At 51.4% G+C, this 20,257-nt stretch carries 18 protein-coding genes; 14 read left to right on the forward strand and 4 right to left on the reverse strand.

Annotation, left to right across the window (positions count from 1 at the left end):
• Positions 1–71: 71 nt before the first annotated feature.
• From ACKI5T_RS13285 to ACKI5T_RS13300, 4 genes are read left to right on the forward strand one after another with little or no spacing between them, the layout of a single operon-like run.
• The gene (locus tag ACKI5T_RS13285; protein ID WP_015959843.1) at positions 72–344 is read left to right on the forward strand and encodes a PTS sugar transporter subunit IIB; all 273 of its coding nucleotides are present in this window, start codon (positions 72–74) and stop codon (positions 342–344) included.
• Positions 345–360: 16 nt separating this feature from the next.
• Positions 361–1,752: a PTS ascorbate transporter subunit IIC gene (locus ACKI5T_RS13290; RefSeq protein ID WP_407438026.1), complete on the forward strand. Its 1,392-nt coding sequence runs from the start codon at positions 361–363 to the stop codon at positions 1,750–1,752.
• On the forward strand, positions 1,749–2,579 hold the full coding sequence (locus ACKI5T_RS13295; RefSeq protein WP_407438028.1) for a transketolase: 831 nt from the start codon (positions 1,749–1,751) through the stop codon (positions 2,577–2,579). The genes ACKI5T_RS13290 and ACKI5T_RS13295 overlap by 4 nt, the downstream gene beginning before the upstream one ends.
• Positions 2,572–3,525: a transketolase family protein gene (locus ACKI5T_RS13300; RefSeq protein WP_015959840.1), complete on the forward strand. Its 954-nt coding sequence runs from the start codon at positions 2,572–2,574 to the stop codon at positions 3,523–3,525. Before ACKI5T_RS13295 ends, ACKI5T_RS13300 begins: the two co-directional genes overlap by 8 nt.
• Before the next feature lie 59 nt (positions 3,526–3,584).
• Here the strand turns inward: ACKI5T_RS13300 and pta are convergent, their stop codons facing one another.
• Together pta and ackA are read right to left on the reverse strand one after the other, a co-directional pair.
• Entirely contained in the window at positions 3,585–5,726 is a 2,142-nt protein-coding gene (gene pta, locus ACKI5T_RS13305) for a phosphate acetyltransferase (RefSeq protein ID WP_015959839.1), read from the reverse strand.
• Positions 5,727–5,802: 76 nt separating this feature from the next.
• Positions 5,803–7,005: an acetate kinase gene (ackA, locus tag ACKI5T_RS13310; RefSeq protein WP_407438030.1), complete on the reverse strand. Its 1,203-nt coding sequence runs from the start codon at positions 7,003–7,005 to the stop codon at positions 5,803–5,805.
• 337 nt (positions 7,006–7,342) lie between these two features.
• On the opposite strand from ackA, the gene yfbV reads away from it, so the two are divergent.
• From yfbV to ACKI5T_RS13330, 4 genes are all read left to right on the forward strand, one after another.
• A complete protein-coding gene (gene yfbV, locus ACKI5T_RS13315; RefSeq protein ID WP_407438032.1) occupies positions 7,343–7,798 on the forward strand; it encodes a terminus macrodomain insulation protein YfbV in 456 nt (151 codons plus the stop codon).
• A gap of 91 nt (positions 7,799–7,889) precedes the next feature.
• A complete protein-coding gene (locus ACKI5T_RS13320) occupies positions 7,890–8,384 on the forward strand; it encodes a YfbU family protein (RefSeq protein WP_015959836.1) in 495 nt (164 codons plus the stop codon).
• A gap of 10 nt (positions 8,385–8,394) precedes the next feature.
• On the forward strand, positions 8,395–9,054 hold the full coding sequence (locus ACKI5T_RS13325; protein WP_407438033.1) for a sugar phosphatase: 660 nt from the start codon (positions 8,395–8,397) through the stop codon (positions 9,052–9,054).
• Between the two features lie 76 nt (positions 9,055–9,130).
• Positions 9,131–10,963 carry an SLC13 family permease gene (locus ACKI5T_RS13330; protein ID WP_407438035.1) on the forward strand — a complete coding sequence of 611 codons (1,833 nt, stop codon included), beginning with the start codon at positions 9,131–9,133 and terminating at the stop codon, positions 10,961–10,963.
• Between the two features lie 32 nt (positions 10,964–10,995).
• On the opposite strand, the gene yfbR is transcribed toward ACKI5T_RS13330, so the two are convergent.
• Complete coding sequence (yfbR, locus tag ACKI5T_RS13335; protein WP_131489120.1) at positions 10,996–11,595, reverse strand: 5'-deoxynucleotidase; 600 nt, start codon at positions 11,593–11,595, stop codon at positions 10,996–10,998.
• Between the two features lie 93 nt (positions 11,596–11,688).
• Positions 11,689–12,906 (reverse strand): alanine transaminase AlaA, encoded by a 1,218-nt coding sequence (gene alaA, locus ACKI5T_RS13340; RefSeq protein WP_015959832.1) that lies wholly within the window; start codon positions 12,904–12,906, stop codon positions 11,689–11,691.
• Between the two features lie 886 nt (positions 12,907–13,792).
• Here alaA and lrhA point away from each other — a divergent pair.
• From lrhA to nuoF, 6 genes are all read left to right on the forward strand, one after another.
• Complete coding sequence (lrhA, locus tag ACKI5T_RS13345) at positions 13,793–14,731, forward strand: transcriptional regulator LrhA (protein WP_015959831.1); 939 nt, start codon at positions 13,793–13,795, stop codon at positions 14,729–14,731.
• Between the two features lie 630 nt (positions 14,732–15,361).
• Positions 15,362–15,802, forward strand: coding sequence for an NADH-quinone oxidoreductase subunit NuoA (gene nuoA, locus ACKI5T_RS13350; protein WP_015959830.1), 441 nt, complete (start codon positions 15,362–15,364; stop codon positions 15,800–15,802).
• Between the two features lie 15 nt (positions 15,803–15,817).
• Positions 15,818–16,492 carry an NADH-quinone oxidoreductase subunit NuoB gene (nuoB, locus tag ACKI5T_RS13355; protein WP_015959829.1) on the forward strand — a complete coding sequence of 225 codons (675 nt, stop codon included), beginning with the start codon at positions 15,818–15,820 and terminating at the stop codon, positions 16,490–16,492.
• A 90-nt stretch (positions 16,493–16,582) separates the two neighbouring features.
• On the forward strand, positions 16,583–18,382 hold the full coding sequence (gene nuoC / locus ACKI5T_RS13360; protein ID WP_407438038.1) for an NADH-quinone oxidoreductase subunit C/D: 1,800 nt from the start codon (positions 16,583–16,585) through the stop codon (positions 18,380–18,382).
• Positions 18,383–18,384: 2 nt separating this feature from the next.
• A complete protein-coding gene (gene nuoE / locus ACKI5T_RS13365) occupies positions 18,385–18,885 on the forward strand; it encodes an NADH-quinone oxidoreductase subunit NuoE (protein ID WP_015959827.1) in 501 nt (166 codons plus the stop codon).
• A complete protein-coding gene (gene nuoF, locus ACKI5T_RS13370) occupies positions 18,882–20,219 on the forward strand; it encodes an NADH-quinone oxidoreductase subunit NuoF (RefSeq protein WP_407438040.1) in 1,338 nt (445 codons plus the stop codon). The genes nuoE and nuoF overlap by 4 nt, the downstream gene beginning before the upstream one ends.
• Positions 20,220–20,257 lie beyond the last annotated feature (38 nt).

Consider the following 20,257-nt stretch of genomic DNA (forward strand, 5'->3'; position numbering starts at 1 on the left):
CGCATTCCAATAAATAAACACATTACGCCTGCGCGTGATGCGGATGTACTCTACTCGAAAAAGGCATAACAATGAAAATTATGGCGATTTGTGGTTCCGGCCTGGGCAGCAGTTTCATGGTCGAAATGAATATCAAAAAAGTGCTAAAAAAATTAAATATTGAAGCTGAAGTAGAGCACTCCGATCTGTCATCTGCTACGCCGGGTGCTGCCGACGTTTTCGTGATGGCGAAAGATATCGCCGCCAGCGCAAGCGTGCCTGAAAGCCAGCTGGTGGTGATCAACAACATCATCGACATTAATGAACTCGAAGCGCAATTACGCGCCTGGTTCGACAAACAATAATTTTAGTGAGGTGGATATGTTTATCCTCGAAACGCTGAACTTCGTTGTTGATATTTTAAAAGTCCCTTCGGTATTAGTTGGCTTAATTGCATTGATCGGGCTGGTGGCGCAGAAAAAACCTTTTTCTGATGTCGTTAAAGGTACGATTAAAACCATTCTCGGCTTTATTGTGTTGGGCGGTGGTGCGACCGTACTGGTCGGATCATTAAATCCATTAGGCGGTATGTTTGAGCACGCATTCAATATTCAAGGGATTATCCCGAATAATGAAGCGATTGTTTCCATCGCTCTGGAAAAATATGGCGCATCAACCGCGCTGATTATGGCTTTTGGTATGGTGGCGAATATTATTGTCGCCCGCTTTACACGCCTTAAATACATCTTCCTCACCGGCCACCACACTTTTTATATGGCCTGTATGATCGGTGTGATCCTGACGGTCGCTGGGTTTGAAGGCGTCGGTCTGGTCTTTACCGGTTCGTTGATTCTCGGCCTGGTGATGGCGTTCTTCCCCGCGATTGCGCAACGCTACATGAAACGTATCACCGGTAACGACGATATCGCCTTTGGTCACTTCGGTACTCTGGGCTACGTGCTTTCCGGTTGGATCGGCAGCAAATGCGGTAAGGGTTCACGTTCAACGGAAGAGATGAATCTGCCGAAGAACCTGAGCTTCCTGCGCGACAGCTCAATTTCAATCTCGCTGACCATGATGATTATTTATCTGATCATGGCGGTGAGTGCCGGACGCGAGTACGTAGAAAGCACGTACAGCGGCGGGCAAAACTACCTGGTTTACGCGATTATCATGGCCATTACGTTCGCCGCTGGCGTGTTCATCATCCTGCAGGGTGTGCGTCTGATTCTGGCAGAAATCGTTCCGGCCTTTACCGGGTTCTCGGAAAAACTGGTACCGAATGCGCGCCCTGCGCTGGACTGTCCGGTGGTTTATCCCTACGCCCCTAACGCCGTGCTGATCGGTTTCCTGTTCAGCTTCCTGGGTGGACTGGTGGGCTTGTTAATCTGCGGCCAGTTGAACTGGGTGCTGATCCTGCCTGGCGTAGTTCCACACTTCTTCACCGGTGCGACAGCAGGTGTATTTGGTAATGCAACGGGTGGCCGTCGTGGCGCGATGATTGGCGCATTTGCCAACGGTCTGCTGATCACGTTCCTCCCGGTCCTGCTGCTGCCAGTGCTCGGCGCAATCGGGTTTGCTAACACCACGTTCTCGGACGCTGACTTCGGCGCTGTCGGGATTCTGTTGGGCAACCTTGCACGTTATCTTTCACCGATTGCGATTACAGGCCTTGTCGTGGCGGTATTCGCCCTGCTGGTGGCCTACAACGTGTTTGCTAAAAACAAATCTGCTGGCGGTAATACGCAGGAAAACACCGGAGCTAAATCATGAATGTGAATGAGGTTACCCGACTGGCGCGTGATATCCGCGTGGCGACGCTCAAATCGCTAACGCAGCTGGGTTTTGGGCATTATGGCGGCAGTATGTCGGTGGTCGAGACCCTGGCGGTACTTTACGGTTCGGTGATGAAAATCGACCCAGCCGATCCCGACTGGTCAGAGCGTGATTACTTTGTGCTGTCGAAAGGCCACGCCGGACCAGCGCTTTACAGCACGCTGGCGATTAAAGGTTATTTCCCGGTTGAGGAGCTAAGCACGCTTAATCATAACGGCACACGCTTGCCGAGCCACCCGGATCGGCTCAAGACGCGTGGTGTGGATGCCACGACCGGTTCACTGGGGCAGGGGATTTCCATTGCGGGCGGCATGGCGCTGTCGCACAAGCTGGCGGGCCGGCCAAATCGCGTCTTCTGCATTGTGGGAGATGGTGAGCTGAATGAAGGACAGTGCTGGGAGGCGTTTCAGTTTATTGCCCATCACCGTCTGAATAATCTGACCGTATTCGTCGACTGGAATAAACAACAGCTCGATGGTGAGCTGGACGAAATTATTTGCGCCTTTGATCTGGAAGGTAAATTCCGCGCATTCGGTTTTGACGTGGTGACGGTCAAAGGCGATGACATTCCCGGTCTGCTCAAGGTCGTGACGCCAGTACCTGAGGCTCTGGCCAGGCCGCGCGTGGTGATCCTCGACAGCATAAAAGGGCAGGGCGTGCCATATCTGGAGCAGCTTAGCAACTCTCACCATTTACGCCTGACGGATGAAGTTAAAGCCGCGCTCAATGAGACGATTCGCCAACTGGAGGCCGCAAATGATTAAGGTTGCACCCGCAGGACAGAAAGACGCTGTTGAGATGCGTAAAGTGTATGCCGGTTTCGTGGCGAGTCAGATAGAAGCGGGCAGCGATATTATTGCCCTTGAAGCGGACCTGATGAGCTCAATGGCGATGGATGGCGTGGCGCGTGATTATCCGCAGCACGTCATCAACTGCGGCATTATGGAAGCCAACGTGATTGGCACGGCCGCGGGTTTATCGCTGACTGGACGTAAGCCGTTTGTGCATACTTTTACGGCCTTTGCCAGCCGTCGTTGTTTCGATCAGCTATTTATGTCTTTGGATTATCAGCGAAATAATGTCAAGGTCATCGCTTCGGATGCAGGCGTTACGGCCTGCCATAACGGCGGTACGCACATGTCATTTGAGGATATGGGCATTGTGCGTGGTCTGGCGCATTCCGTGGTGCTGGAAGTGACGGATGCCGTGATGTTTGAGGATGTATTGCGTCAGCTTATCGATCTGGAAGGATTCTACTGGGTCCGCACAATCCGCAAGCAAGCGCCAAGCGTTTACGCGCCGGGCTCAACGTTTACCATCGGCAAGGGCAACGTATTGCGGGAAGGTCACGACATTACCCTTATCGCCAACGGAATCATGGTTGCGGAAGCGTTAGAAGCAGCACGTCAGCTTGAACAGGAGGGCGTAAGTGCGGCAGTCATCGATATGTTCACCCTGAAACCTATCGACCGAATGCTGGTGAAAAACTACGCTGAAAAAACGGGCCGGATTGTGACTTGCGAAAACCACAGCATCCACAACGGATTGGGTTCGGCGGTGGCGGAAGTGCTGGTCGAAACGTGCCCGGTACCGATGCGGCGTGTGGGCGTGAAAGAGCGTTACGGTCAGGTTGGAACGCAGGATTTCTTGCAAAAAGAGTATGGTCTGACGGCGCACGATATTGTGTCAGCGGCGCGAGAGTTGTTGTAATACAGAGGTAAATAAAAAGGCGACCAACAGGTCGCCTTTTTTGATTGCCCGGAGGCAGATTACTGCTGCTGAGAAGACTGAATCGCAGTCAGTGCGATGGTATAAACGATATCGTCTACCAGCGCGCCACGGGACAGGTCGTTCACAGGTTTGCGCATGCCTTGCAGCATCGGCCCAATGGAGATCAGGTCGGCAGAACGCTGTACCGCTTTATAGGTGGTGTTGCCGGTGTTCAAATCAGGGAAGATGAACACAGTAGCGCGACCCGCAACCGGAGAGTTAGGCGCTTTGGATTTCGCCACATCAGCCATTACGGCGGCATCATACTGCAGTGGACCGTCGATGATCAGATCAGGACGTTTTTCCTGTGCAAGACGTGTCGCTTCGCGCACTTTTTCTACATCGCTACCTGCACCCGAAGTCCCGGTAGAGTAGGAAAGCATTGCAACGCGTGGCTCGATACCAAAGGCAATCGCGGAATCCGCAGACTGAATCGCGATTTCAGCCAGCTGTTCTGCGGTTGGATCTGGGTTGATCGCGCAGTCACCGTAAACATAAACCTGTTCTGGCAGCAGCATGAAGAACACAGAAGAAACCAGCGAACTGCCTGGTGCTGTTTTGATCAACTGCAGCGGCGGACGAATGGTGTTCGCAGTGGTATGAACCGCACCAGAAACCAGGCCATCGACTTCATCCTGTTCCAGCATCAGCGTGCCCAGCACCACGTTGTCTTCCAGCTGTTCGCGCGCAACGGCTTCGGTCATGCCTTTGCTTTTACGCAGCTCAACCAGACGGGCAACATAGCTTTCGCGAACCACTTCTGGATCAACGATTTCGATACCTGAACCCAGCTCAACGCCTTGAGATGCGGCGATGCGGGTGATTTCATCAGGGTTACCGAGCAGTACGCAGGTCGCGATTCCGCGCTCAGCGCAGATAGCGGCTGCTTTAACGGTACGTGGCTCATCACCTTCTGGCAGAACAACGCGTTTGCCGGCTTTACGTGCCAGCTCAGTCAGCTGGTAACGGAAGGCTGGCGGGGACAGGCGGCGACTGCGCTCAGAGGTAGCTGTCAGGGATTCGATCCACTCAGCATTGATGAAGCTTGCAACGTATTCCTGAACTTTCTCGATACGCTCATGGTCGTCAACCGGAACTTCCAGGTTGAAGCTCTGCAGGCTCAGAGAGGTCTGCCAGGTGTTGGTGTTCACCATGAATACTGGCAGGCCAGTCGCGAAAGCACGTTCGCACAGCTTGCTGACACGAGCGTCCATTTCGTATGCACCGGTCAGCAGAATCGCACCGATTTCTACACCATTCATCGCGGCCAGACACGCTGCAACCAGCACGTCTGGACGATCTGCGGAAGTCACCAGCAGGGAACCTGCACGGAAGTGTTCCAGCATGTGCGGAATGCTACGCGCACAGAAGGTAACGGACTTCACGCGGCGGGTCTGAATGTCGCCTTCGTTAACCACGGTAGCGTTCAGGTGGCGTGCCATGTCGATTGCACGAGTTGCAATCAGATCAAAGCTCCACGGCACCGCGCCCAGAATTGGCAGTGGGCTGCTTTCGCTAAGCTGAGCAGGGTCCACTTTCACGACGGTCGCTTTGGAAGAGTCGTCGAAAATTTCTGACAGATCAGGGCGAGTACGGCCTTGTTCATCAACAGGCGCGTTCAGCTTGTTGACGATAACGCCAGTGATGTTGGCGTTTTTCGCGCCGCCGAAGCTGCTGCGGGTCAACTCAATACGTTCTTTCAGCTGTTCCTGCGTGTCGGTACCCTGAGACATCACGAACACGATTTCTGCGTTCAGTGTCTTAGCGATTTCGTAGTTCAGTGACTGAGCAAACTGGTGTTTACGCGTCGGAACCAGACCTTCAACCAGAACCACTTCCGCATTCTGGGTATTCGCGTGGTAGTTCGCGATGATCTCTTCCATCAGCACGTCTTTCTGATTGCTGGAGAGCAGAGATTCAACGTGACTCATCTTCAGCGGTTCAGCCGCTGGCAGATTGGAATTGGCACGCACAATGGCGGTGGTTTGATCTGGCGCATCGCCACCCGCACGAGGCTGGGCGATAGGCTTAAAGACGCTCAGACGAACGCCTTTGCGCTCCATAGCACGGATAACGCCAAGGCTGACGCTGGTCAGGCCGACGCTGGTTCCGGTAGGGATGAGCATAATAATACGGGACACGGTTTATCCTCTTTTGGTTACCGCCGCAGTGGGCGGGGTACAAAACAGCACCGCCAGCAAGGCTGGCGGTGTGGTATTAGGCAGTCAGACGGTTTGCGTCTTGTGCGATGACCAACTCTTCATTGGTTGGGATAACCATCGCCAGACGGGTGCCTTCTTTGTTGATGTAACCGGATTTGCCAAAACGCGCGGCCAGGTTACGTTCGTGATCAACATCGAAGCCCAGAACGCCCAGTTTGGCCAAGGACAGTTCGCGAACCATCGCGGCGTTTTCACCGATACCACCGGTGAAGACAACAGCATCCAGACGACCGTCCATCAGTGCAGTGTAAGAACCGATGTATTTCGCCAGGCGGTGGCAGTAAACGTCCATTGCACGTTTAGCGTCTTCTTTATCTGCGTAGTTGTCTTCAACATAACGGCAGTCGCTGGTGACTTCGGTCAGACCCAGCAGGCCAGACTCTTTGGTCAGCATTTTGTTGATCTCGTCAACGCTCATGCCCAAAGTGTCGTGAAGGTGGAAGATAATAGCCGGATCGATATCGCCAGAACGCGTACCCATCACCAGGCCTTCCAGCGGGGTCAGACCCATGGAAGTATCAACGCATTGGCCGTTACGGATGGCAGAAACGGAACCGCCGTTGCCCAGGTGGCAAGTGATGATGTTCACTTCTTCCACTGGCTTGTTCAGCATTTTTGCGGCTTCTTGAGTCACGTAGAAGTGGCTGGTACCGTGCGCGCCGTAGCGACGTACACCGTGCTCTTTGTACAGTTTGTACGGCAGGGCGTAGAGGTAAGACTCTTCCGGCATCGTCTGATGGAACGCAGTGTCAAACACAGCCACGTTTTTGTCTTTCAGGTTCGGGAAGGATTTCAGTGCTTCGTAAATGCCGATCAGGTGAGCCGGGTTGTGCAGCGGAGCGAACGGCGCAGCATCTTTGATGCCCTGAATTACGGTTTCATCAATGATGACGGAGCGGGTGTATTTTTCACCGCCGTGGACGATACGGTGACCGATCGACGTCAGCTGAGCAGACAGTTCTGGTTTTTGTGCCAGAATAGTGTTAACGATAAAGTTCAGCGCTTCACTGTGAGCGGCGCCTGCACCTAAAGCCGCTTCTTGTTTGCTGCCGTCCATTTTCCATTTGATACGTGCTTCAGGAAGATGGAAACACTCGGACAAACCAGAGAGGTACTCTTCACCGTTGATCGCATCGATGATGGCGAATTTAAGGGAGGAGCTACCGCAGTTCAGAACCAGTACTAACTTACTCGACATGGAAGTACCTATTATTGATACGTGGCTAAAAAAACGTCAGTGAGTCTCAAAGCGTAGCGCATGAGGACCCAGACATTTATGATTAACATCATGCCAAACGAACTTTCTGGCATGATGAAAGAAATCCATATGATTTTACGCCATTTTGAACGATTTTCAGACAATGGCATAATATGCGATAATTTGACGAGTTAACGATTCTCGTCTAAGGCCCTTTGAGGCTGGCACAGAATACCCGATACTGGGTAGCGATGACAAAATATTTTGAACGTTGTCATGGCTTGTTGTGGTTTTGCACGAAAATTTTAATTTTTATATGTGAAGTTGAGGTACAGCCATGTCGACACCTGAGAACCCCTCCGTGAGCTTCTTTAGCCTTTTTCGTCGAGGCCAGCTTTATGCAAAAACGTGGCCCCTGGAGAAACGTCTTGCGCCCGTGTTCGTAGATAACCGGGTCATTCGCATTACCCGCTATGCGATTCGCTTTATGCCGCCGATAGCGGTCTTTACCCTGTGCTGGCAAATTGCGCTGGGTGGACAACTGGGACCGGCTGTCGCCACGGCGCTGTTTGCGCTCAGTCTGCCAATGCAGGGTTTATGGTGGCTGGGCAAACGTTCGGTTACGCCATTGCCACCTACAATTTTAAACTGGTTTTACGAAGTGCGCGGCAAACTTCAGGATGCAGGGCAAGCGCTTGCTCCGGTCGAAGGCAAACCCGATTATCAGGCGCTGGCGGACACGCTCAAGCGGGCATTTAAGCAACTTGACAAAACATTCCTTGATGACTTGTGATTGATCATCGAAACGGTTGTAAAAAGAAGGCACAGTAACAAATAGTTACCGTGTCTTTTTTTTAAGTGCCATGCGCAACAGGAGTCGAAAGATGGAAATGACCAACGCTCAACGTCTGATTTTGTCCAATCAGTACAAAATGATGACCATGCTTGATCCCGACAACGCTGAGCGCTACCGCCGCTTGCAAACCATCGTCGAACGCGGCTTTGGCTTGCAGATGCGCGAGCTGGACCGTGAGTTTGGTGAATTGAAAGAAGAAACCTGTCGCACCGTTATCGACATCATGGAGATGTATCACGCGCTGCACGTTTCCTGGACCAACCTGAAAGATGCCCAAACCATTGATGAGCGTCGCGTGACGTTTCTGGGCTTTGACGTCGCCACCGAATCACGCTATCTGAGTTACGTCCGCTTCATGGTCAACACGGAAGGGCGTTATACCCATTTTGATGCGGGCACGCATGGCTTTAACTCGCAAACCCCAATGTGGGAAAAATATCAACGGATGTTGAGCGTGTGGCATTCATGCCCGCGTCAGTACCATTTAAGCAGCAACGAGATCCAACAAATCATCAATGCCTGAGGGGGTGAACGTGCAGTGTAAAGGTTTTCTGTTTGATCTGGACGGTACGCTGGTGGATTCGCTGCCGGTTGTCGAGCGTTCATGGTGCCATTGGGCCGACAGGCATGGCATTGACCATCAGGACGTACTGAATTTTATCCATGGTAAACAGGCCATTACTTCTCTCCGCCATTTTCTCCCCGGAAGAAGCGAAGACGAAATTCAGTCCGAGTTCACGTATCTGGAGCAAATCGAAGCGGCCGATACCGATGGCATCGTCGCGCTACCGGGGGCAATTGAACTGCTCCAGCATTTGAATGAAGCACACATTCCATGGGCAATTGTGACGTCTGGTTCGGTTCCGGTCGCGCATGCGCGCCACAAAGCAGCGCGGCTCCCGTTACCGGAAGTTTTTGTCACGGCAGAACGTGTGAAACGCGGTAAACCTGAGCCGGATGCCTTTTTGTTAGGTGCGGAATTGTTGGGGCTTCACCCTGCCGATTGCGTGGTGGTCGAAGATGCAGCCGCCGGTGTTCTGGCGGGGCTTAACGCCGGAAGCCATGTCATTGCCGTCAATGTGCCGACCGGTTCACCCCGGCTGGACGAGGTCGACTTTGTGATCTCTTCGCTGGAGACTCTTGAAGTCCACAGGAATTCAGGCGGAAATGTGACCGTCTCCTTGAAAATGTAATCTCATGAATTGGCCCCACAGTGTTGGGGCCTTTTTGTGGCAAAATTTCTCCTTTTCCCCCAGACAAGGACATGTTGTGAACGGTGAATTGATTTGGGTGCTCAGCCTGCTCGCTATCGCCATTATTCTCTTTGCAACTGGCAAAGTACGCATGGACGCCGTTGCGCTGCTGGTTATTGTCGCGTTCGTACTGAGCGGTACGCTTACGCTTCCTGAAGCTTTCTCTGGATTTAGCGATCCCAACGTCATTCTGATTGCCGCCCTCTTTATTATTGGTGACGGGCTGGTCCGAACCGGGGTAGCGACGGTGATGGGCTCGTGGCTGGTTAAAGTGGCGGGTAGTAGTGAAACCAAGATGCTCATCTACCTGATGCTCACGGTGGCAGGTCTTGGCGCGTTTATGAGTTCCACCGGCGTGGTCGCTATTTTTATCCCGGTCGTGCTGAGCGTCTCAATGCGTATGCAAACCTCGCCCTCGCGGTTAATGATGCCACTGAGTTTTGCAGGGCTCATCAGCGGGATGATGACGCTGGTTGCGACGCCGCCAAACCTGGTGGTGAACAGCGAGCTGTTGCGAGAAGGGTACGCGGGTTTCAGCTTCTTTAGCGTGACGCCTATTGGTCTGGTCGTGTTGGTTCTTGGCGTGTTTTACATGCTGCTGACCCGCTTTGCCTTGAAAGGGGATCCCCTCCATAAAAATAAAGATGGCTGGCGTCGACGGACCTTTCGCGATCTGATCAAAGAGTATCGCCTTACCGGCCGGGCACGCCGCCTGGCGATCCGCCCGGGCTCGCCGTTGATCGGCCAGCGCCTTGACGATCTCAAGCTGCGCGAGCGTTATGGCGCGAATGTTATTGGTGTCGAACGCTGGCGGCGGTTCCGGCGCGTTATTGTCAACGTCAACGGGGTGTCGGAGTTCCGTGCGCGAGACGTTTTACTGATCGATATGTCGAAGGCCGATGTTGATTTACGTGAGTTTTGCGCTGAACAACTGTTGGAGCCGATGGTGCTGCGCGGGGAATACTTCTCCGATCAGGCGCTTGACGTAGGAATGGCGGAAGTTTCACTAATTCCAGAATCCGAACTGTTGGGCAAAACCGTGCGCGAAATGGGTTTTCGTACCCGCTATGGCCTTAACGTCGTGGGGCTAAAGCGTGATGGCGTGGCAGTGGAAGGGGCAGTGGTGGATGAGCCGTTACAGTTGGGGGATATCTTCCTTGTCGTCGGAAACTGGAAGCTCATCAGCCAGTTAGGGCAAAAAGGGCGCGATTTTGTGGTGCTGAATATGCCTATAGAAGAGAGTGACGCCTCACCCGCTCATAGCCAGGCTCCGCACGCCATTTTCTGTCTGGTCCTCATGGTGGCATTGATGCTAACCGACGAAATCCCTAATCCTATCGCCGCGATAGTTGCCTGTTTATTGATGGGGAAATTCCGTTGTATCGATGCCGAAAGTGCTTATAAAGCCATTCATTGGCCGAGCATTATTCTTATTGTAGGGATGATGCCATTTGCTCTTGCGCTGCAAAAAACAGGCGGCGTGGATTTGGTCGTCAAAGGATTGATGGACGTCGGCGGGGGTTACGGTCCCTACATGATGCTGGTGTGTCTGTTCGTTATGTGCGCGACGATTGGACTCTTTATTTCCAATACTGCAACGGCTGTCCTGATGGCACCTATCGCTTTGGCGATGGCGAAATCAATGGGAGTGTCACCTTATCCATTTGCCATGATGGTAGCGATGGCGGCTTCCGCTGCGTTTATGACGCCCGTATCATCACCGGTAAATACGCTGGTGTTGGGGCCGGGAAATTATAAATTCAGCGATTTCGTCAAGCTTGGCGTGCCGTTTACGCTTTTAGTGATGATGGTGTGCGTCGTGCTGATCCCGGTTCTTTTCCCGTTCTGATGTATTCGCCCGGCAGTCGCCGGGCGAGATTTTTACAGCGGTGAATCCTGACTTATCTCATCCAGCGAAAGCTGAAAACTTGGCACAAAGACCTGCATAAAATAGTCCATCTCTTCACTGCGTCGTGATTCTAACGTTTTTTCCAGGCGCGATTTTGCAAGCAAGAATTCGTTGTTGCCCGCAGAAAGTTCTTCCAGACATTTCAGATAGGCGCACAACGCATCGGCTTGTTTCACCAGTAATCTCTCTTCTTCGCTGCACTGATGTTCGTCGATGAGCGGCGCAAAAATATCGCGTAACTCCTCTGGAACCATATCAACCAGCTTCTGCTGGGCTATTTTTTCTATGGCCTTATATTCTTGCGCTATCTGCGAGTTGAAATATTTGACCGGCGTCGGTAAATCGCCCGTTAGCACTTCTGACGCGTCGTGATACATCGCCAGCAGGGCAATGCGTTCGGCGTTGACGTTCCCATTGAATTTACGATTTTTAATCGCCGCTAGCGCATGGGCGACCATCGCCACCTGCAAACTGTGCTCAGAGACATTTTCGGTACGCACATTGCGCATGAGCGGCCAGCGGTTGATGAGTTTCAGGCGGGAGAGATGGGCGAAGAAATGACTTTGACTCATAAGTTACCTTTTGTCTTTCACTGCGACAGATTTCATTGTGCGGGGAGGGGAGGCAAGATGCAAATCAGGCTGCCGTGGGCAGCCTGATGAAGGTTACAGCTGATGGTAACCGGAGAGGAAACGGCCAAATCGGCTGATTGCCATTTCAAGCTCGTCTTCGCGCGGTAAGGTAACGATACGAACGTGGTCAGGCCATGGCCAGTTGAACGCTGTACCTTGTACCAGCAGCACTTTTTCCTGTAACAGGAAATCGAGCACCATTTTCTGGTCATCATGAATATTGAAGCGCTTGGCATCAATTTTCGGGAACATGTAGAGTGCGCCATTCGGCTTCACGCACGACACGCCAGGAATATCATTAATCAATTCCCACGCGCGGTTACGCTGCTCATACAGGCGTCCGCCAGGCACGATAAATTCGCTGATGCTCTGATACCCGCCAAGCGCAGTCTGAATCGCGTGTTGCGCCGGAACGTTGGCACATAAACGCATCGACGCCAGCATTTCCAGGCCCTCAATATAACCTTTAGCGTGCTTTTTCGGACCGTGAAGGACCATCCATCCCTGGCGGAAACCCGCCACGCGGTAGGTTTTTGACAGGCCGTTAAATGTCACCGTTAGCAGATCGGGTGCCAGCGCCGCGATGGAGTGGTGCTGTGCGGCGTCGTACAGGATTTTGTCGTAAATCTCGTCGGCGTAAATGATCAGGTTATGCTGACGGGCGATCTCAACGATCTCCATTAACAGCTCTTTGGAGTAGACCGCACCGGTTGGGTTATTCGGGTTGATAATAACGATACCACGGGTGCGCGGGGTGATTTTAGAACGGATATCGTCAAGGTCCGGGAACCAGTCAGAAGATTCATCACAAAGATAATGCACGGCTTTACCGCTAGAAAGCGAAACGGCGGCAGTCCACAACGGATAATCCGGCGCGGGGACGAGCATCTCATCGCCGCTGTTCAACAGCGCCTGCATGGCCTGCACGATCAATTCGGAAACGCCGTTACCGATATAGATATCTTCAACGGTGACATCACGCATACCCCGGGCCTGATAATGCTGCATGATCGCTTTACGGGCGGAGTACAACCCCTTTGAATCACAGTAGCCTTGGGCCGTGGGAAGATTTCGAATCACATCAACGAGGATTTCGTCCGGCGCATCAAAACCAAACGGCGCAGGGTTACCAATGTTGAGTTTCAGAACTTTGTTGCCTTCCTCTTCCAGGCGTTTTGCCTCTTTGAGAACGGGGCCGCGGATGTCGTAACAGACGTTATCTAATTTGCTGGATTTTTCGATAGGGGACATGAATCTTTGACCTTTTAGCTGTTATTGCCACTCCCTGCCGTGGAAGTCAGCACGAAACAATGTACTCCCACCGCGTGGCATTTTGAAGGGTGTGCAGTAGAAGATTTTGTAGAGTGAAGAAAATGGTGTGGAATGTCTTTAACTGAGTATTTAGCTTTTATGTGGTCAAAACGTTTGTTTAATTATTGTTTATTAGTGTTATATCTTGATGGATAAAATTTTTATTGTATTTTATCCTGTTTGAAATTAAGGTAAAGGCAACTAAAATCGATGAGTCTTGAATGGTTTCTTCTCGTGACCTTTCGTAAAATCGGAATGCTTCTTACTATCTTTGGTAAATGTTTAATTTTGACAAACGTTACGCGTATGAAAATAATGTTAAGCAGTATTAATGAATAAACCTAATCTAAATTAATGTTTATTTATTATTGACGCTTAAATCTTAACTTTCGTTAATTTTAATAAAATTAGTTTAGCGCTATATCAACATCGTTTAATCAGTGATGATGCGATAATACTTATAAATAAAGCGGGTTTGAGTTAAGATGTTGTCTCAGTAAACGGATGAATGTTTACATTTCAGTGTATTTTTTTCTGTTTTGACTGTATTAATTGATTGTTATTGTAAGAATTATCTCTGTTATAACGGATATGCGACACTTTTGCTGCTTTAGCCGTGTTGCCTGAAAGATGAGGCTGATTTGAAATTTCTTTAATGGAATTTACCTGGATCGGCAAAACCTCTAAATATTCTTAACGTTTAAGAGAATAAAATTATCGTCATGGAACGTTGTTTCTGACTTTCGCTATACACCAGCCAATAACTATCTGTCAGGTAGTCTGCCGGTCTGGCAGCTCCGCACGAGCAACTAGTAAGTGAATAGATATGATAAATGCAAATCGTCCGATAATGAATCTCGACCTCGATCTGCTGAGAACTTTTGTTGCGGTCGCTGATCTCAATACATTTGCAGCCGCTGCTGCGGCTGTGTGTCGTACCCAGTCGGCTGTTAGTCAGCAAATGCAGCGGCTGGAACAACTTGTCGGTAAAGAGCTTTTTGCCCGTCATGGCCGCAATAAGCTCTTAACCGAGCATGGAATTCAGCTTCTGGGTTACGCCCGGAAGATACTTCGCTTCAATGATGAAGCATGTATGTCATTAATGTTTAGTAATCTTCAGGGCGTGCTAACCTTAGGTGCATCTGATGAGTCGGCTGATACGATCTTGCCATTTTTGCTTAATCGCATTAGTTCGGTTTATCCGAAGCTTGCGCTGGATGTGAGCGTAAAACGCAATGCGTTTATGATCGATATGCTAAAAGAGCACGAAGTTGATCTGGTGGTGACCACACATCGCCCTGGACAATTTGATTGTTTGACGCTGCGAACGTCCCCGACCCACTGGTATTGTGCCGCGGAATATGTGCTGCAAAAAGGCGATCCAATTCCGTTGGTGTTGCTTGACGATCCAAGTCCATTCCGCGATATGGCGCTTAATGCACTGAATGAAGCGAATATTCCATGGCGTCTGGCTTATGTGGCTTCTACGTTGCCAGCAGTACGCGCCGCTGTTAAGGCTGGACTGGGCGTCACGGCACGTCCTGTTGAGATGATGAGTCCAGATTTACGTGTGTTAGGCCGTGCAGATGGACTGCCAATGCTACCGGACACGGAATATCTCCTGTGTCACAACACTGCCAGCAATAATGAACTGGCTAAAATCGTGTTCGACGCGATGGTGAGCTACCATAATCCGTGGCAATACGAGAATCTTACTCCTGAAGGGGGGGATGATTCGCTTGTTGTTGAAAAGGATTTTCAGTGATCTGGATCCTAAAATTCTCGTAACAATTTGTAATTGTAAAAAAAGGCCACTCGCGAGCAATTCTCGCGGAGTGGTTTTTTTTTGACAATAATATCAATATTATTATTATGCCTTTTAAAAATACCTGTTTATTTTCATCTGGATAATCAATTTTGGTGGATTTGTGGGCATTTTGATTTTGAAATTTTGCTTTAGACGTTAATGTTAAAAAAACAGTAAAAATGTTGCCGTTTTTTTGGTTGGATTAACAAAAGCGTGTCTCAGATCAAGAAAATACTCCTCTTTGGGGGGAGGAATCAGCGGCAAATCCTGTCAAAATAGGAGGGTAATATTACTTTTACTGCAAAACGGACACGATTCAACAGCCTGCAGTTGACGTAGAGTCAACCACCCACCAGGGTTAAAGGGCATGAAATGTTAATGAGAATTGATCCGTGTGATTTAATGTGAAGAAACCTTTGTTAAAGTTGACAAAAGGTTATAGAAAGGAGTAAAAAACCACATCATTTTGCTGTCTATGTCTCACTTCTGACAGTCGATGTAAGGTTATTTATTCCTCCCCATGAATCGATGTGATGTCCATCTGCCAGTAAGAGCAGAGCTATAGGTATCACTTTTGATGAGTAAGCAATGAGTATGTCAACATCCACAGAAGTCGTCGCTCATCACTGGGCATTCGCAATCTTTCTTATTGTTGCCATAGGTCTGTGCTGCCTGATGTTAATCGGCGGCTGGTTCCTGGGCGGTCGCGCCCGCGCAAGGCACAAAAACACCCCATTTGAATCGGGTATCGATTCGGTAGGTACTGCACGCTTACGCCTGTCCGCCAAGTTTTATCTGGTGGCCATGTTCTTCGTCATCTTCGACGTTGAAGCGCTCTACCTGTTCGCATGGTCAACCTCAATTCGTGAAAGCGGATGGGTGGGCTTTGTCGAAGCCGCAATTTTCATTTTAGTGCTACTGGCCGGTCTGGTTTATCTGGTGCGCATCGGCGCTCTGGACTGGACACCTACGCGTTCACGCCGTGAACTGGTTAACCCGGAAAACAGTAACTCTAATCGTCAGCAGTAACAGCGAGGCAATAAGATGGATTATACGCTCACCCGCATAGATCCTAACGGTGAGAATGACCGTTACCCCCTGCAAAAACAGGAGATCGTAACCGACCCCCTGGAGCAAGAAATCAACAAAAGCGTGTATATGGGCAAACTCGAACATGCCATGCACGATATGGTCAACTGGGGTCGTAAGAACTCAATCTGGCCATACAACTTTGGTCTTTCTTGCTGCTACGTTGAAATGGTGACGTCATTCACTGCGGTGCATGACGTTGCGCGTTTTGGTGCCGAGGTACTGCGTGCGTCACCACGTCAGGCTGACCTGATGGTGGTCGCAGGAACGTGCTTCACCAAAATGGCACCAGTTATTCAGCGTCTTTACGATCAAATGCTCGAGCCGAAATGGGTCATTTCCATGGGGGCATGTGCAAACTCCGGTGGTATGTACGACATTTATTCCGTCGTACAGGGCGTCGATAAGTTTATCCCAGTGGATGTTTACATTCCTGGCTGTCCGCCACGTCCGGAAGCTTACATGCAGGCACTGATGCTGCTGCAGGATTCGATCGGCAAAGAGCGCCGTCCGCTTTCCTGGGTGGTTGGCGATCAGGGCGTGTATCGCGCCAATATGCAATCAGAGCGCGAGCGTAAACGCGGCGAACGTATTGCAGTGACTAACCTGCGTACGCCTGACGAAATTTAATTTACGCCTGCGGGCAGTGGCGAAACCCTTCGCATATCACTATACAAATAGCGCGAAGCCATGCCCGACAGTCACCACGGACCATTTGCAATGGTGAACAATATGACCGACTTAACCGCGCAAGCCGCTTGCCTTACCCGGGACCATCTGGATGACCCGGTCATCGGCGAACTGCGCAACCGTTTTGGGCCGGATGCCTTTACTGTTCAGGCCACCCGCACCGGGGTACCCGTAGTTTGGGTTAAGCGTGAACAATTACTGGAAGTGGGCGATTTCTTAAAGAAACTGCCAAAACCTTACGTCATGCTGTTTGACCTCCACGGCATGGATGAGCGCTTACGTACGCACCGTCACGGTTTACCTGCGGCGGATTTTTCCGTTTTCTACCACCTGATCTCAATAGACCGCAATCGGGATATCATGCTCAAGGTGGCATTGTCTGAAAACGACATGCGCTTGCCAACGTTTACCAAACTTTTCCCGAACGCTAACTGGTATGAGCGTGAGACCTGGGAAATGTTTGGCATGACCTTCGACGGTCACCCGCATCTGACGCGTCTTCTGATGCCGCCAACGTGGACCGGCCACCCGCTGCGTAAAGATTACCCGGCGCGAGCGACCGAATTCGATCCGTTTGAGCTCACCAAAGCCAAACAGGATCTGGAGATGGAAGCACTGACGTTCAAGCCTGAAGACTGGGGCATGAAGCGCAGCACCGAAAACGAGGATTTCATGTTCCTCAACCTCGGTCCAAACCACCCATCTTCACACGGTGCATTCCGTATTATCCTTCAGCTTGATGGCGAAGAGATTGTCGACTGCGTTCCTGATATCGGCTATCACCACCGTGGTGCTGAGAAGATGGGCGAGCGTCAGTCCTGGCACAGTTACATTCCGTACACCGACCGTATCGAATACCTCGGCGGCTGCGTGAACGAAATGCCGTACGTGCTGGCGGTTGAGAAACTGGCGGGTATTACTGTTCCGGATCGCGTGAACGTCATTCGTGTCATGCTCTCCGAACTGTTCCGCATCAACAGCCACTTGCTGTATATCTCTACGTTCATTCAGGACGTCGGTGCGATGACGCCGGTCTTCTTCGCCTTTACCGACCGTCAAAAAATCTACGATGTCGTCGAAGCCATTACCGGTTTCCGTATGCACCCGGCCTGGTTCCGTATCGGCGGTGTTGCACATGATCTGCCGCGCGGCTGGGATAAACTGCTGCGTGATTTCCTCGACTGGATGCCAAAACGTCTGGACTCTTACGAGAAAGCCGCGCTGCGTAACAGCATTCTGATTGCCCGTTCTAAGGGTGTTGCTGCCTACGGTGCAAAAGAAGCCCTGGATTGGGGTTGTACCGGTGCTGCGCTGCGTGCGACAGGAATTGATTTCGACGTGCGAAAAGCGCGTCCATACTCAGGCTACGAAAACTTCGACTTTGAAGTCCCGGTTGGCGGCGGTGTTTCTGACTGCTACACCCGCGTGATGCTGAAAGTTGAAGAGCTGCGCCAAAGCTTGCGCATTCTTGAGCAGTGTCTCAACAACATGCCGGAAGGCCCGTTCAAGGCGGATCACCCGCTGACTACGCCGCCACCGAAAGAGCGTACGCTGCAACATATCGAAACCCTGATCACCCACTTCCTGCAAGTTTCGTGGGGCCCGGTTATGCCGGCCAACGAATCCTTCCAGATGATTGAGGCGACCAAGGGTATCAACAGTTATTACCTGACCAGCGATGGCAGCACCATGAGCTACCGTACTCGTATTCGTACCCCGAGCTTTGCGCATTTACAGCAAATTCCGGTGGCGGTACGCGGCAGCCTGGTGTCCGACTTGATCGTCCATCTGGGTAGTATCGATTTTGTTATGTCAGATGTGGACCGCTAATTATGCACGAGAATCAACAACCACAAACCGAGGCTTTTGAGCTGAGTGCGGCAGAACGTGCGGCGATTGAGCACGAGATGCACCACTACGAAGACCCGCGTGCGGCGTCCATTGAAGCGCTGAAAATCGTTCAGAAACAGCGCGGTTGGGTGCCAGATGGCGCGATTTATGCGATTGCTGAAGTGCTCGGCATTCCGGCAAGTGATGTGGAAGGGGTGGCAACGTTCTACAGCCAAATCTTCCGCCAGCCGGTTGGCCGTCATGTGATCCGCTATTGCGACAGCGTGGTATGTCATATCACGGGTTATCAGGGGATTCAGGCTGCGCTCGAGAAAAAACTCGATATCAAGCCGGGGCAAACGACGTTTGATGGCCGCTTTACTCTGCTGCCGACCTGCTGCCTGGGTAACTGCGACAAGGGGCCGAGCATGATGATTGATGAGGACACTCACAGCCATCTGACGCCGGAAGCGATTCCTGACCTGCTGGAGCAGTACAAATGAAAACTGTAATTCGTACTGCTGAAACTCATCCGCTGACCTGGCGTCTACGCGATGACAAACAGCCGGTATGGCTCGATGAATATCAAAGCAAAAACGGTTACGAAGGTGCTCGCAAAGCCCTTGCTGGCATGGCGCCGGATGAAATCGTGAATGCGGTGAAAGACGCTGGCCTGAAAGGGCGCGGCGGCGCGGGCTTTTCCACGGGGCTTAAGTGGAGTCTGATGCCGAAAGACGAATCCATGAACATCCGTTACCTGCTGTGTAATGCCGATGAGATGGAACCCGGCACCTATAAAGACCGCCTGCTGATGGAACAACTGCCACACCTGCTGGTGGAAGGCATGCTGATCTCCGCGTTTGCGCTGAAAGCTTACCGCGGCTACATCTTCCTGCGCGGTGAGTACATCGAAGCGGCAGAAAATCTGCGTCGTGCGATTGCCGAAGCAACTGAAGCAGGTCTGCTTGGCAAAAATATCCTCGGCACCGGTTTTGACTTCGAACTGTTCGTGCACACCGGGGCAGGGCGTTATATCTGCGGTGAAGAAACCGCTCTGATTAACTCCCTTGAAGGCCGCCGTGCGAATCCACGCTCCAAGCCACCGTTCCCGGCAAGTTCCGGCGTGTGGGGTAAACCGACCTGTGTGAACAACGTCGAAACCCTGTGTAACGTTCCGGCTATTCTTGCTAACGGCGTGGAGTGGTATCAAAACATCTCTACCAGTAAAGACGCTGGCACAAAGTTGATGGGCTTCTCTGGTCGCGTCAAAAATCCAGGTCTTTGGGAATTACCTTTCGGTACCACCGCGCGCGAAATCCTTGAAGACTACGCTGGCGGTATGCGCGATGGACTCAAGTTCAAAGCCTGGCAGCCGGGCGGCGCAGGTACAGACTTCCTGACCGAAGCGCATCTTGACCTGCCAATGGAATTTGAAAGCATTGGTAAAGCGGGTAGCCGTCTGGGTACTGCGCTGGCGATGGCCGTTGACCATGAAATTGGGATGGTGCCGCTGGTCCGCAACCTGGAAGAATTCTTCGCTCGCGAGTCTTGTGGCTGGTGTACACCTTGCCGTGATGGCTTGCCGTGGAGTGTGAAGATCCTGCGTGCTCTTGAGCGTGGCGAAGGCCAGCCTGGTGATATCGAGACACTTGAGCAACTGTGTCGATTCCTTGGTCCGGGCAAAACTTTCTGTGCCCACGCACCTGGCGCCGTTGAGCCTCTGCAAAGCGCGATTAAATATTTCCGCGAAGAATTCGAAGCAGGCATCAAGCAGCCGTTCAGCAATACCCATGCGATCAATGGGATTCAGCCGAACCTGCTAAAAGCGCGCTGGTAGCGATATTGAATTTTGATTAACGCTCGAATTTATTCGAG

The organism is Lelliottia sp. (genome assembly GCF_045627565.1).
Taxonomy (GTDB): Bacteria; Pseudomonadota; Gammaproteobacteria; order Enterobacterales; family Enterobacteriaceae; genus Enterobacter.